Here is a 14,299-nt window from a genome sequence, read left to right as displayed (position 1 = left end):
ATTGTAAGTGTACGCCTGCTTTTAAAACTGTTCTTCTGCAATAAACTCACCTTCACTTTAAACCAAGACTTTGATGAAATGCTGCATGGAGCGAACCAAATTGATCACGAAAGTCGTGAGTGGAGCCCTCTCCAACATTACGTCCATGGTTCATGAATATCACCTGATCCGCAATGTCGTCCGCGATCTCCAACTGATGGGTTGAGAACACGACCATGTGACCATCCTGTTTGATTCCCTTGAGCAGCTGAGTTAATTCCTGCATCCAAAATGGGTCCAATCCATTTGTTGGCTCATCCATGATGAGCAGTGGAGGTTTGGACAGTACAGCCTGGGCAAATAACACACGTTGGCGCATCCCTTTGGAGAAGGTCGTAACCCGGTTTTTCTTTTGATCTTCCAAACCTACCATCGTCAGTACTTCCTGTACTCTCTCCTTGGGAACTTTCCTCAGAGAAGCCCAGAACAGAAGCAATTCCTCCGCACTCAGTCCTTGATTAAATTGATAATCGTCCGGCATATATCCAATCTGCTCTGAATAACGCTTGCGTTCCTTCAACCATCGCACATTGTTTACCGCAACCTCACCGGAGGTAGGCCGAAGAATCCCTGCGATCATTCGCAGAACCGTGCTTTTCCCTGCGCCATTCCCTCCACAGAGGGCAAGCACTTGGCCAGAATTCATGTGAAAGGAGATATCCTCAACAATGGGTTGCTTTTTAATGGATTTGCACAATCCTATCACTTCGAGCCCTACTTTATCCATGAGAACGCCCCCTCTCCCAGATCGCATATACCGCCAAGATAGAGAAGGTTATCCAGAACAGGCATATCCCGATGAATATCCAACTGCCACTTGGTTGCTGCACCCACTCCACCCATCGATAATATTCTGGTCCAAGAATGGAGCCGCCTCCCAGTTTGATGACTACAAACAATCGCACCAGCTCTGCCGGATTGATGAGCGTTAGTATAATCAGTAGCGGTTTCACCCACAGATAAGGCATCAGTCCCAGCACAGAGAGCAATAAGGTCGGCCACCCAATGACAGCGAAAAACCATACGGTCACCGAGATCGTTAACGCCTGCCACCGATTGCGCGACAACGAACCGATAAATAGCGCCAGAGTTAGGAATAACAACACCAGTCCACAGGAAAATGCCAGAAAGAGAAGATATGTCATGACATCCAGTGGATTCCCGATTACTCCGCTAATGACCCCCATCAGGCCGTATCCAAACGCAACAATGGTGATCAAAACAATCGACAGCCCAAGATACTTGCCCACAATAAAAGACATCGTGCCGATGGGATACGTGGACAGCAGTTGCCAACTACCGTCTTCCTTTTCGGATGTTAGTGAGAAGGAACCGAGGAATAGCGTCATTAATGGCAAAAGGTAGAGAATGAGATTCAACATGGAACCTGTGGTGCCCGAATATCCTTCAACCAGATTCTGCGAATTCAGCAGTAACAAGCTTAAGCTAAAGGTGCAAAAAAGGATCAGAAACGAATACGCCCAAGGATTGCGAAATCCCATTTTCACTTCTCGTCTTGCAATCTGTATCATATCTGACATCATTGATCACCATTTTCTATTGTCATACTTAGTGGCCTGACTCTTCTTCTATCTCACCTTCCTGATGCATCTCATTACCATCTCCTTCTTCACCATGTCCGTGCTCATCATGCCCATGTTCACCCATCATGTCCATATTCTCTGTGTTCTGTTTCCAGTCATGGGAGGCAAGATCCTCAGCGGTCATAATGGTTCCAACACCTTGCTCTGCAATGAAAGCTTCAGCCGAAGGTTTGTCCTTAAAGTTAAGAATTCCATATGCCATGGGCGTACGCAATGAAGCATCGTATACATACGTGGCTTTGCTGTATTCAATCCATTCCTTGTCATTGTAATCACGTACATAGTCCATGCCGATGTTATCTGTGCCATTTTCTGTTTTCCACTGGTTCATACACCCGATATCATCGAACTTGTAATTTTGGCCGTCTTTCGTAGTGAGCTGTGTTGCATATGCATCGTCCTTCACTTGCATTTTACAGATCGCACAGATATCCACGTCTTCATTAATCGGCAATGCCGCGTATTTAGTTCCGCAAGCGGTTAACAATACCATGCCAAACATAAGTACCATAACCATGGACCATCTTCTGTTCGAACTTTTGTTCATTTTCGTAATACCCCCATATAGATGATTATAAAAGTTGCCATACCCAACAGAACTAACCCGAACATCCACACCAGATTGGAACCTGCTGCCCTTTCCACTGACATGTGCAGATCAGATTCCGTATCCATGCTCATTCGTGGCGATTTGTCGGTAGTCCATTGTTCTCTGCCTTCTGTAAACAAGTCACTCAGAAAGACCATACCCGGTGATTGAAAAAAGAGCTGATACGCAGAATTTCGACTGACCAGTTGCTCATAAAAAGGATTGATGGCATAGGAAATTTCACTGATTCCATCCTGATTCAGATCGAGCCCCTGAAAGGAGTCCCAGTAATTCTCCATCAGGACATTATTCGGGCTATCCAGTGCCGAAGCTTCAATGACATTAGACACCATTCGGTTACGTGTAAACTCATTAGCTTCTGCCAGAACAAGCTGGATGCCAACAAAATTCCGAAGCAACGCATTGTCATGTATCTCATTTCCTGACGATTCTGCAATATTCATGCCGACACGATTACCTTCCACTACATTGTTGTGAACAGAGGATTGATGTACGTCATACAACAGAATCCCTTGGGAATGAACATTGGTACTTTGTTTGCGAAAAGAATTGCCCGATATAACCGTATTCTTGACGCCCATGATCATGGCACCTGTCATGTTCTCCTCTCCGGTATTGTCCATGACGGAAGAGCCGTCAATGTACATACAGTGGATGCCGTACCTTGTATGTAACAGCCTGTTATTTCGAACGGTAGACTTGCGACTGTTCTCCAAATAGATTCCATCCCTCATGCCGGTGATCTCATTGGCTTCAATGAAGCTATCATGGGAGTTGTACAGATCAATGCCATTGCCCTTCTGGCCACTGGAAGCCGAATCAGACCCGGCCCACGTAATGCTGTTCCGTTGAATCGTTGCCTGACTCGAATTCCGGATAATCATCCCATACCCCTGGGTCTGAATATGCAGATCCGTGATCTCACTGTTTTCTCCTTCAACCTGAATCGCTGCAGTCTGTTCATTCGTATCATGTTCAATTGTAAAACCACTCAATTTCACCCCATCCGAGCGAATCATTATCGTAGAGGTGGCTTCCGCATTAACAACGATGACCGCAGGATCACCCTGAATGGTGATGTTTTTGTCAATCGTCACGGGTCCAGAATAACGACCTGATGCAAGCTCAATGACTTCTCCAGGTGCAGAACGGTCAATCATAGGCTGAAGGGGAATAAGCTCACGTTGTCCGGAGGAGGCCATGACTGCACCGTGCGGAAGGGATAGTAGGAGCATCATCATTCCGATTAGAAAAATGAAACCCGTAACCCGACTCTTCTTACAGCTGTCGAATGCACCCAATCCTGCCCAAGGATTACTCATGATTCAAACCGCGCAATTCCGGCTTCTTGTTACAGTTGCTTATTGCTGTGGCAATGTATTCAACGGGTCTTACATTAATCCAAAATATACGTTGGTTGTACACACCATCCCTCCATTCCACTTAAAATCAACCCTCCATGTTCCTCATCCATTGAAGCAATGTAATAAATGAAGCGTTATCACAATCCTGATCACAGTGTACTTAAAATGATATTTATTCCATATAGCTCAATCAGGCTATAGACACTACATTTTTGTGTCGATATTGTGATGTAAACAAAAAAAGCCGCCAAATTGGCGACTTCTACGTAATGGTGTTAGGCAAATGGGTAGGTCCAGAATGTTTCTCTGCCAAAACGGGCTTGGATCTCTTCTGAATTCAACTCTCGATCCCCGACAAGCTCGGCTGCCTGAAACTGTGAACGGTGGGCGCGGATCGACGCCATTTTTTGTTTCAAAAATCCGGATACATCAACGATTACATCCGCTTTACCAATGAATTGTTCCTGGTTGTGGGCAAATGCAACGCAATGAACCAATGGACGCTCTCCTACAGGAAGACGACTAATCGTCCGAATGACGGCTTCTCCCGTCGCATCATGATCGGGATGTACACTGAACCCCGGATAGAAGGTAATCACAAGGGATGGATTCAGTTCCTTGATCAGTGCCATGATGCTATCGTCGAGCAGTTGCGGGTCTTCGAATTCGATCATTTTATCGTGGAAACCAAGCATTCTTAAATCCTGAATTCCAATGGCTGCTGAAGCTTCAATCAGTTCTTGTTTGCGGATCTGAGGCAATGTGACGCGGTTAGCAAAAGGAGGAATCCCCATGTTGCGTCCCATCTCGCCTAGTGTTAGACAAGCATAGGTAACGTGAGAGCCACCTTCTATGTACTTGGCTAATGTTCCGGACACTGAGAAAGCTTCATCATCCGGATGTGGATACACCACCAAGATTCGTTCATGCTCATTGTGTATAGTATTCATGGTTATTCAATCCTCCGCTTTCATCAGAACATCTCTCGGCTTAATTGTAACGCCACAACTAGTTTACCTTGGGTATCGTGACCAGCCAGAATCAGTCTTTCTTGGTCCTGTTCGTCAATATGTGTAAGGCCCTCGGCGTAAATCCATCCCTGAGTGGTTTTCAGACCAACCCGGTATGGACCCGTACCTGAAATGGACCCCTGCGTATATCGTATGGCCGCATTAGTAATGAATGCCGATGCTGGGTGCTTCGAACTGTCATAGTGATGCGCATACGCTCCAGACGTGAGTTCGAGGTGTACGTATAAGTCCTGATCCACAAGTTCATTGATCCGGAGCTGAATATCTTGAGGTTTAATCGGTTGCATAGCGGCCTCCTTGTCTAATGTAATTGTACGAATTTCATTTTAACATAACCAGAAGAGAATATACATGGAGTGACCCTATCACCTCTTATAGAGCGTTCTCATGATGATTCCAGTTTGAAAACAAGAACAGATTTGCGCGTTTTTTTCTCTTTTTATTCATGGACCATATCTATATTATAAAGTGTAGGCAAAAACGCCCGTGATGAAGAACCTTAAATCTTAAGTGAATCTTGCTCCAACATGTTTGGAAAGGAGTTTAACTCAACTTGAAATCTCTAATACAACTACTTCATTTTGGCTATCATCAGGCCATGAGCTGCATATTTCCCGTAGCGATCTTTGGTACACTGGCCCTGTCCAGCGTAATTCCTATTCCTTTCCTTCATCGGTATGATGCCATTCTGCTTGTCTTACTTGCTGTGCAGTACCTGATGTATCGAAGCGGCTTGGAAACCCGGGATGAAATCAAGGTCATCTGTGTATTTCACATTATAGGCCTGGTGCTGGAGATTTATAAAGTATGGATGGGATCTTGGTCTTACCCTGAGCCAGCTTACACCAAAATCCTGGGTGTCCCTCTGTATAGCGGATTCATGTATGCAAGTGTAGCCAGTTTTATGTGTCAGGTGTGGCGAAGACTGCGAATGGACATGACCGGATGGCCTGGTTTTGCACCTTCCATGCTGTTGGGAGCAGCCATCTATATTAACTTTTTCACTCATCATTTTATGCCCGATTTTCGCTGGTGGCTGACGGCCCTTGTATTCGTCGTCTTCTGGAAAACCTGGATTATTTACAGGGTACGAGCAACGACCTATCGAATGCCCTTATCGCTTGCTTTTATCATTGTTGGTTTCTTCATTTGGACTGCTGAGAACATCGCTACCTTCTTCAATGCCTGGAAATATCCTGATCAGCATGATGCCTGGCAACTGGTTAGCTTTAGCAAAATTAGTTCGTGGTTTCTGCTGGTGATTATTAGCGTCATCATCGTTGCGCAACTTAAATATGTGAAGGCCAATCGAACCGCAGATGAATCATAACCTGACGAGCCATTACATCCCCTTATCACAAAAACAGCAGCACTTCTAGACTGGAAAATAAGTCTTTGAGTGCCGCTGTTTTGCTCTTCAGTCTGTTCAGTACTTTGAAAGTATTCGCAGCAACTGATAATTGCTACGTGAAAAGGCGCCTAATGTGGACTTTTTATTGCATATGTCCAGATGCTAACTGCTCCAGTACTAGTTCCCCACCAACTTCAATTTCAAGCTCATAGATGCCATTATCATCAAGTTCACATAAGCAGGCACTTTTGCTGAGCATCACGCATCCGTTCACCCATTCAGGAATATGAAGCTTCGTATTGATCCGCCGGTCCGCGACAAGTTCTGCCCGGAAGAAGCCCGAGTTCCGGTTCCATGTACAGGACATTCTACCTCCTGGTATGCACCAGTCACGAATGGAACCTTGTGTCCACCGTTTTGGCAATGCTGGCAGTAACTTGATCCATTGTTCTGACACATAGAGCAGCATTTCCTGTACTGCATTAACCCAGCCCATATTGGCATCCAGCTGAATCGGAGCAGCGGGCATCGACATACATACCCCCATATTACGCCAGTCATTATGCAAGGTATACCCATTACTCAGAACACAGGAGCGCGCAAGAATATCGAGACTTTCCAGCGCCCGCTCACCATTGCCAAGTCGAGCATATATGGACGACATATGTGTAAGGGACCAACCACTCTGAGCACCAAGCCTTCGCTGATCAACTGCTGTCTCGAACGCTTGGAACAGTTCTGGCTGTTCTTCACGGGTGAGCTCCTGTCCTGGAAAAACAGGATACAGGTGTGAAAGATGACGATGATCACGTCGATCTTCAAACGCAGGATGCAGCCATTCTTTCACAGCTCCCTCCGCTTCAATTAGATAGTCGGGCATATGCTCCAGCATGGCTTCCCAGCACGGAATCTTAGTCGTATGCACTCCAGTTAGTCGACTGGCTGCAATGACATGCTGTAGCAGTTCTTTAATAATAGCAATGTCCATGGTGGCATTAATGGCTGTAGGCATAGGATGCGCCAGTGGCTGTCCATGCTTAGGCATAAAATTCTCAGGTGTATTCTCTGGCGAAACAGACGGGTATATCTTGTATGTTCCGTCTTCATCCAGCACCAGAAAATCTTCATAGAACTGAAGGGCCTCCTTCATGAAGGGCAGGGCTTCCTCGAGCAGAAACTGCTTATCTCCAGTGAACTGATAATGTGCATAATAATGTCTGGCGATCCATCCTGCTGCTCCGGTCCAGTTCATAATTACCGGAACAATCTGGTTAGGCACACCGATACCCGGTGTTGTTCCAGCGGGAATGTAAATTCCTCGGCAGCCATATAACTTGCGAGCATTGTCGCGAAAGTCATCCATTAATCCGTTGTAATAGCGGAACAACGAACGATTCAGATGGGATAAACCACCTACGTCAGTGTGCCAATACATCATTTGCACATTCTCATTCGCCATATTGTGACCCCAGATCAAGCGATAATCACCACCCCACAAGCCGTATAATCCAAATGGCAATCCGCTATATTCAGAGGTTCCGCTGATAAATAGATATCGACCATAGGCCCACATCTTGCGCACAAACCCTGTAGGTGCTTCACCTTCATAGGCTTCCAGAAGTAAGTCTTCATTACAGCGCCCGTCATCCGTTTTATCACCCAGATCAAGCTCAGCGGACCGAAACAACGGTTGATGCAGTGAGATATGCCGATCCAGCAACGTATTGTAGTCGCTCTCAAGCGATGCGAGTTCCTGCTTTAACCGTGTCCATTCCTGCGCTCGTCTGCCCGTAGCAAACATTTTAACAAGCACAAGCACCTTTCCAGAGATATGGAAATGAAGTTGCCTGCTAAGCATATCTTCGTTAGGTTCGCTTTCCTTTTGTTGATCATGACTCGCACCAGGTATTTCGTTCAATTGGATCAGTCGCAGCACCGCTCCGTAGTCCTGTCCATCGTCATTTTGCCCGCCATAGCACAGATAGTCTCCACTATCATCCCGATCAATTCTTATCGTTATAGACGACTTTAGTGCGTTGAACTCCTCATCTTCTCTCACCCTGTCGCCCTGCGGGAATTGCAGGCCTATCGTCCCCGACAGCGATGAATGCTCAGCCGCACCTGTTCCCTGCGCACTTGTTCCATCTTTCACTCTATGAGTCTCGATCTCATAGACAACACAATCGTCTGCACGTGAGACGAACAGACTTCTTGTATAGTTGTCACTTCCGTCCTGCCAGCGGACCTGAACTTCCCCTGTGTCCATATCCAGTTCCCGCCGATATTTGCGAAAAGCGTTATTACACTTCATTTCCACCGTCATTGTAGCCAGTGGGCATCGTGAAGACAACTTGGACGCGTAACCTTCTGCTTGCAGTGTACGGGTCAGATGCCAGCTTGCCTCCAAATATCGTTCCTCATCCATTAACTTACGGGTTTCTGATAAGGTATGACTGACATCGGGCAGTTCATCTTTGCGCCCCCAATGCCATAATTCACTGTGCTGCAAGAGCACAGTTTCCGTCTGAATTCCGCCTTGCACTGAAGCACCAAGCTTACCGTTTCCGGAAGGAAGCGCTTCTCGCCACAACCCTTGCCACCAGGAAGAAGGATATTTTAGCAACAACTTGTTCCTGTCCGGCCGTATGCCTGTAGTGTCTGTGTGATCAGTGTTTTGGTTCACGCTTTTTCCGCCCCAAGTCTCTCCATCTCAATACTGGCTAGCAAGAATGGGGCTACGCCCATCTGCACATCGCTAACGACCTGTTCACTGATGTAATATTCATAAGAACCGTCCCGATACTTCTTCCCACCGAGTCCGGCACCATGACAGATGTGGTGCAGATGCACCCCTTTTTCATCTTCAGTGACTAACTGCTTCAATATTCCAGCATAGGCATGATCAACGACTTCACGGTCCAGTTCAGCCAGATAATGTAACCGAAGGCCTTTCGCGAGTGCATAGGTCAGCATACAGGAAGCAGAGGCTTCCAGATAATTGCCGGCTCTTCCGTTCTGATCCATCACTTGGTACCAGAGTCCACTATCATGATCCTGAGCATGAGCAATCGCGTATGCCATTCGTTCAAATATGCCCATAATCTGTCCGCGCTGTGGGTGATCCACGGGAAAGTGCTCCAGTGCATCTACCACGGCCATTGCATACCATCCCATGGCCCGGCCCCAAACATGAACGGATCGACCAGTATCTTGAGCGCACCAGCGTTGTTCCCTGCTCTCATCCCAGGCATGGTGGAGTAGGCCATTACGCGGATTACGGGTCTTTCGCTCGATCAACAAAATCTGTCGTGCCACTTCATCGAAGCTCTCGGGATGATCGAAGGTGCTCGCATATTCCGCCAGAAAGGGTGAAGACATATAAATGCCATCCAGCCACATCTGAAACGGATATATTTTCTTATGCCAGAATCCACCTTCACTTGTCCGTGGCTGTCCTTTAAGCTGGTAAACCAGGTGCAAAATTGCCTTAGCATATTTGTCATTGCCGGAATTCTTCCACTGGTTGAACAGATTTTTGCCTTCATTGATCATATCCAGGTTGTAATCATTCAACTGGTAGGTCCGAATGGTGCCGTCATTCTCGATGAGGTCATTCATGTGACGCTCGACAAGTTCCGCGTAGCGGGATTCTTGATTCCATTCGGCAGCGCGTTCCAGTGCCATCAGCGTCATCCCGCCCACATAGCCCCATTTGCCTGCAATCTTGGGATGATCGCCATTCTGGCATTCGGAAAGCAAGGTATCTGCTATTTTGACAGACATTCTCCGTTCTTGTGTCACTGACTTTGTCGAAGTTCCAACCATATCGAAATCCTCCTTCTGATAGATTATGCCATCTGTACCGTTCATTCGGGGTTTAACGTTCTGATGATTACATCAAAGGATGAAGACCTTCCCACTTCACAGTCCAGCTTCCATCCCGTGGAAATCCCGGATTCGCTTGTTCTCCTGCCCCTGTCCAGCCGGCGGCCATCATGGCGACAGCGGTTAGGAGACCACCGTTCCCGGGAAGATATGCCCACAACCCTGCTCTCTGATAGTTGTGTCCATTAGGCAAATACGTGTTCTTCGTGGCATCCATCATCAGGAAATCCACTGCAAGCTCTGGTTCATTCAATCTGGCCGCTGTCATCGCGCACATCGGAAAATCCCAACCCCAGGCGGATTCCCAGTCCCAGCATTCTTTGACCTTGAGCAACGTATTTCTCATGATCTCCGGATCGATTAATGAACCTGGCAATAGTCCAAGTGCTCCAACCATCGAGGGATGATCATGGTTTTTAACGGTATAAGTGTCCGGACAATTCTCGTGTGCGAGATAAACTCCGTTCTCATGTCGAGGTTTAGCCATATATGAAGCCACTCTTCGCCAGTCTGGATTGGCTGGATGATTCAAACGCTCTGCCCAAAGGATGGCTATCTCCAAACCGAATTTCCAGTACTCCAGTTCATAGGGCGGATTCAAACTATCGGTCATGGCGTGATTCTCCTGCGCAGGAATAAGCGGCGGACCTAACACATACGCTTGCCTTTTCCCATCCCAATGGGCATAGGACACCATAAAGTCAGCTGCTTCAAATACGATATCCCTATACCTTGTTAACATAGCAGGGTCAGGCCGGGACAGATAACACATCTCAGCTAGTGCCATGGGATGTGGTTGCTGCCAGATCAATCCCGGAGCTACTGGCGACGGAGTCTGATGCCCGTTATAACCCACCATTTTGGGCCATCGCGCACCGACATAACCTTGAGAGCGTGCCAGTTCGTGTGCTTCTGGCAGGATGGTCAGGTACCAGTCCAGACTCTTGCACAACAGATCGGTCCGATTCCAGAGCGGAAAATGCGCTGCATGCCACCAATGCATCTCCAGATGCATTTTTCCGAACCAGCTGTTATACATATATCCGGTCTCTTGTGGTGGCATGGACCCACCACTGTGCACCGCACTCAGGAACTGGGATAGGACTACTCTACGCTCCAGTTCAGCGGCACGCGGATCTGAACTGCCTTCAAAATCAATCACTCCGCCATCATTCCAGAACTGATTCCAGTGGACCGAGCTTGATCGCAACACTGTATCTGCTGGCAAGGTTTCCGGCTTATGTGCAGCAAAAGATACACTGCACGACCAAATGTCCGAGTCTGGTACGGCCTTGGGAGATAGGGTGAATTCATGAGTTCCTGTCTGTTCCAGTTGGCCTGCGTCCCAGATCCATTCCAATGCATACTCATCTTCATCCAGCACACGTTTCAACGATGCGGAAGTCGAAGTGACCGATGTCAGCACAGTAGAATGTCTGTCATTTTGCTTCCAGTCGGGGAATACTGATTTTGACCAGCTCCGGTGTGTCATATCGGGCGCTGGAAATAGAACAAAAAGTTGCAGACGCTGCTTACGGATTAATTCGGATTGTACACAAATGGCGATACAATCGAGCCGTGGGTCACAGGCTGTCTCTACACGCACTTCTTCCCCCTGAACGGTAAATTCACTGTGCAGAATTCCGGTCCATAGATTCAATTCCTGACGTACCGGAACGACATGGGTGACGTCCGTCTCCTGACCATCTTCTCCTAGCAAACGAAATGAAATGCGTCCAAGCTGAACTCGATGCGGGTTCTGCCTAAGCCAATGATAGGCTTCTCCCTTGTCTTCGGGCTTCATGGGGTATGGCACTTTGCGGCCATATGTCTCGAATGCCTGATAGACAATATCCTCATCTCCGAATACATGATGACCGCCCGTATAATGCCACCCCCAGTTGGATTGTGTACCAAGAGGTAGTTCATACAGTTCTGGATACGTCTGAAGTCCCGTAAAATCAGCACTGAATGCAAATTCTCCATTACCTACAGATAAAGGCGATCTGGGCTCAAGCTGCGTTAATACGGGATGATTCCTGGTGACGACCGATTGTCGATCCATCAATGGCTCTGCCTCCTTGTCATTCTATGGGTTCAAGTATGGGTCATGATTCCCGTAGTACTCCCCTGCGGCTTCGCATTACCTCCCTGTACTTGCCCGGTGTAATGTCTTTGTATTTTCGATACACACGAATAAAGCTGTTCTCATGCTGATAACCCACCATCGTTGCGATCTCGGAAATTCTATAATCCGTATCCAGCAATAGTTCACAGGCACGTTCCATGCGAAGCTTGGTGAAATATCCGTGGATGGTATCACCCATTTCCTGCTTGAACAACTGACTTGCCAAACTGCTTCCGATCCCGGCATGCTCGGCAATCTCCTGAATGCTTACCGGGTCTTCCAGGTGGTTGTTCATAAATGCAATCATCTGTTGACACAGTATGAAATCCTTGCTGAGCATAAGACTACCGAACCATTCTGCCAAACCTTCGATCTGGCTTCGCAGCACTTCACAGACAGCCTCCAGATGCATGGTCTGCATATCCACCATTTCGAGTCCGCAACCTTCTGTCTCGCGCTTCAGGCGAATTCGTTCAAGTGTAGCTGCAACAGCTTCAAGAAAGGCCAGCGCTGATGAAGGATGCCATTGTTCGTGAGTCATTCGACCAACTATCTTGTCAAAAGTCCTCAGGGCTTCTTCACCCCTTCCTGCTTCGACGGTCTCCGTCAGTTGAGTCATGAATTCAAGTTCTTCCAATGTGTTCTCGGTTGGTTGCAGACCCGAGATCTCTTCAAACGAAATAACTCGTTCATACCCCAGGTAGAATCTGTAATCCAGCGCACTTTCCGCCTCATGCATGGCTCGCTGAAGTCGCATGAATCCGTCGTGCCCCCCGCTTACACCGCTCGATACCTGAAACTTGAGCAAGCGAGGAATCATGCCAATCGTCTCTCGTATCGCTGTCGCTACGCTCTTGCTACCGCCAGAATGAATCGGTTGCAGCATCACGAGCATCCGGTCTCTGCCCAGATCGGCTGATAACACCCGCCATTGTCCAGACAACAGTTCAGCTATGATATTACCAATGGCAAATTTCAGCAGGGAGTGATCTGACTTCGTAAAGCGCTCACACCAGGCCTTATAATTATCAATCGACAACATGGCAATAGAGAGTGGCTCATCGCTCCAATCCTTGAAATAACGGCACCATTTCTCGCTAATTTCCCGACTTCCTGTCATATGTCCGTTATAGATATCCGTCAGAAATTTGGATGAAGCTTCCGGAAGGGTCTGCCTGAGATTGATGGCCTGCTGAGCATGATCCGTTAGCAATTGCCCCGTTATTTTCTCCAGATCAATCTGCTCCGGATGGATTCTCTCCTGGTCGTAACCGCTGAGCAGTTGTCTCATGCGTCTTACCGGTCTAAAAGCAGCTGCATTGTAAACTGTGATCGTAACCGCTCCTGCTACAAGAGCCAACAAAGATACGATAAAAACAATATTGCGAATCTTCTGTGCATTAGCCAGAAGACTGTCTTGTGATATCACGGACAGATAACGCCATCCGGTGTACGGTGAAATGGTCTGTGAAGCCAGTAAAAGCTTACCTTCATGTTTAAACTCACCAAGCTTTTCACCATCCAGTTGAGTGAGTACATGACTGACCGCTTCCTCTCCGACAGCATAATTGCCGAGATCATATAAAGGCTGGTTGTTGGTATCGAGGATGAACCGGTGGCTGTCAAGGTCGGAGACGGATGAGAGCAGCATGTGCTCGAACATCTTCTCTGTCTTGAAATTAACTGCGATAATCCCTTTCAACTCGCCAGCGATCATTATTTTTCGGTAAAGTGTAATTTGCGGCATGGATGCACCAGAAGAAGTGGAAATCTCACGTTGCTTGACCAGCATGGGACGATCTTCAAGTTCATCGGCAACGCTAACCCAATCCGAATCCGGGAAATTAACTTTGCTGGAGCTGTAGCCTTGTGGGAAGGCAACAATGCTCTCCCGATTCATATCAAAAATGTAAGCGCTCTTAATAAAAGACGTACTACTGATTAAGGTTTCCAGAAATTGTACCAGTTCCGTAATATTGCGGTATGATCCCTGTACTTCATTGGTGAGAAATCGGTATACATTACTGTTCAGTGCAATTTTCACCGCAATCTGATCACTTTCCCGGATCACTTCATCAATATCATTCATGCTGATACGCAGCATCTGGTGTTGCGGCTCACTTAATTCCTGCTGTAACACCGATTTGGAAAAATAATACGTCGTCATCCCCACCGCAATAATAATCATGAAGACAACAACAGTCAGAATCAGCAGCAGCCGGGTCTGGGTATTGGTGAAATTGAATTTTAGCCACTTTAAGAAGGAAAGGGTCACAATTATCCCACC

General features: G+C 47.2%; 11 protein-coding genes. 1 reads left to right on the top strand and 10 read right to left on the bottom strand.

The annotated features are described in order from the left end of the window. Positions 1–52: 52 nt before the first annotated feature. The 6 genes from ccmA to ACETMN_RS14905 all read right to left on the bottom strand — a co-directional run bounded on the left by ccmA (position 53) and on the right by ACETMN_RS14905 (position 4,935). Complete coding sequence (gene ccmA, locus ACETMN_RS14930; protein ID WP_411736293.1) at positions 53–766, bottom strand: heme ABC exporter ATP-binding protein CcmA; 714 nt, start codon at positions 764–766, stop codon at positions 53–55. Next, positions 759–1,580 carry an ABC transporter permease gene (locus ACETMN_RS14925; RefSeq protein WP_411736292.1) on the bottom strand — a complete coding sequence of 274 codons (822 nt, stop codon included), beginning with the start codon at positions 1,578–1,580 and terminating at the stop codon, positions 759–761. The genes ccmA and ACETMN_RS14925 overlap by 8 nt, the downstream gene beginning before the upstream one ends. 28 nt (positions 1,581–1,608) lie before the next feature. Next, complete coding sequence (locus ACETMN_RS14920) at positions 1,609–2,190, bottom strand: nitrous oxide reductase accessory protein NosL (protein ID WP_091016406.1); 582 nt, start codon at positions 2,188–2,190, stop codon at positions 1,609–1,611. Then, positions 2,187–3,575 carry a nitrous oxide reductase family maturation protein NosD gene (locus ACETMN_RS14915; protein WP_411736291.1) on the bottom strand — a complete coding sequence of 463 codons (1,389 nt, stop codon included), beginning with the start codon at positions 3,573–3,575 and terminating at the stop codon, positions 2,187–2,189. The genes ACETMN_RS14920 and ACETMN_RS14915 overlap by 4 nt, the downstream gene beginning before the upstream one ends. A 317-nt stretch (positions 3,576–3,892) precedes the next feature. Beyond that, positions 3,893–4,567 (bottom strand): bacillithiol biosynthesis deacetylase BshB2, encoded by a 675-nt coding sequence (bshB2, locus tag ACETMN_RS14910; RefSeq protein WP_091016408.1) that lies wholly within the window; start codon positions 4,565–4,567, stop codon positions 3,893–3,895. A gap of 23 nt (positions 4,568–4,590) precedes the next feature. Beyond that, on the bottom strand, positions 4,591–4,935 hold the full coding sequence (locus tag ACETMN_RS14905; RefSeq protein ID WP_091016410.1) for a YojF family protein: 345 nt from the start codon (positions 4,933–4,935) through the stop codon (positions 4,591–4,593). A gap of 266 nt (positions 4,936–5,201) precedes the next feature. Between ACETMN_RS14905 and ACETMN_RS14900 the strand changes: the two genes are divergently transcribed. Then, positions 5,202–5,978, top strand: a complete 777-nt coding sequence (locus ACETMN_RS14900; RefSeq protein ID WP_091016411.1) for a DUF817 domain-containing protein — start codon at positions 5,202–5,204, stop codon at positions 5,976–5,978. A 163-nt stretch (positions 5,979–6,141) separates the two neighbouring features. Here ACETMN_RS14900 and ACETMN_RS14895 read toward each other — a convergent pair whose 3' ends face one another. The 4 genes from ACETMN_RS14895 to ACETMN_RS14880 all read right to left on the bottom strand — a co-directional run bounded on the left by ACETMN_RS14895 (position 6,142) and on the right by ACETMN_RS14880 (position 14,287). Next, a complete protein-coding gene (locus tag ACETMN_RS14895) occupies positions 6,142–8,682 on the bottom strand; it encodes a glycosyl hydrolase family 95 catalytic domain-containing protein (RefSeq protein ID WP_256975136.1) in 2,541 nt (846 codons plus the stop codon). Then, positions 8,679–9,824, bottom strand: coding sequence for a glycoside hydrolase family 105 protein (locus tag ACETMN_RS14890; protein ID WP_256975137.1), 1,146 nt, complete (start codon positions 9,822–9,824; stop codon positions 8,679–8,681). Before ACETMN_RS14890 ends, ACETMN_RS14895 begins: the two co-directional genes overlap by 4 nt. A gap of 67 nt (positions 9,825–9,891) precedes the next feature. Further along, the gene (locus ACETMN_RS14885; RefSeq protein WP_091016412.1) at positions 9,892–11,949 is read right to left on the bottom strand and encodes a glycoside hydrolase family 65; all 2,058 of its coding nucleotides are present in this window, start codon (positions 11,947–11,949) and stop codon (positions 9,892–9,894) included. A gap of 43 nt (positions 11,950–11,992) precedes the next feature. Further along, entirely contained in the window at positions 11,993–14,287 is a 2,295-nt protein-coding gene (locus tag ACETMN_RS14880) for an AraC family transcriptional regulator (protein WP_411736290.1), read from the bottom strand. Positions 14,288–14,299: the final 12 nt, after the last annotated feature.

Origin of the sequence: Paenibacillus sp. M2, assembly GCF_046713495.1 — a bacterium.
Lineage (GTDB): Bacteria > Bacillota > Bacilli > Paenibacillales > Paenibacillaceae > Paenibacillus > Paenibacillus amylolyticus_B.
Note: the sequence above shows the minus strand (reverse complement) of the source record. Positions and strands in the feature narration are given on the sequence as shown.

Coding starts and splice junctions, on each gene's coding strand:
- ccmA (WP_411736293.1), bottom strand. CDS start 766: ATGGATAAAGTAGGGCTCGAAGTGATAGGATTGTGCAAATCCATTAAA.
- bshB2 (WP_091016408.1), bottom strand. CDS start 4,567: ATGAATACTATACACAATGAGCATGAACGAATCTTGGTGGTGTATCCA.
- ACETMN_RS14905 (WP_091016410.1), bottom strand. CDS start 4,935: ATGCAACCGATTAAACCTCAAGATATTCAGCTCCGGATCAATGAACTT.
- ACETMN_RS14925 (WP_411736292.1), bottom strand. CDS start 1,580: ATGTCAGATATGATACAGATTGCAAGACGAGAAGTGAAAATGGGATTT.
- ACETMN_RS14915 (WP_411736291.1), bottom strand. CDS start 3,575: ATGAGTAATCCTTGGGCAGGATTGGGTGCATTCGACAGCTGTAAGAAG.
- ACETMN_RS14920 (WP_091016406.1), bottom strand. CDS start 2,190: ATGAACAAAAGTTCGAACAGAAGATGGTCCATGGTTATGGTACTTATG.
- ACETMN_RS14885 (WP_091016412.1), bottom strand. CDS start 11,949: ATGGATCGACAATCGGTCGTCACCAGGAATCATCCCGTATTAACGCAG.
- ACETMN_RS14890 (WP_256975137.1), bottom strand. CDS start 9,824: ATGGTTGGAACTTCGACAAAGTCAGTGACACAAGAACGGAGAATGTCT.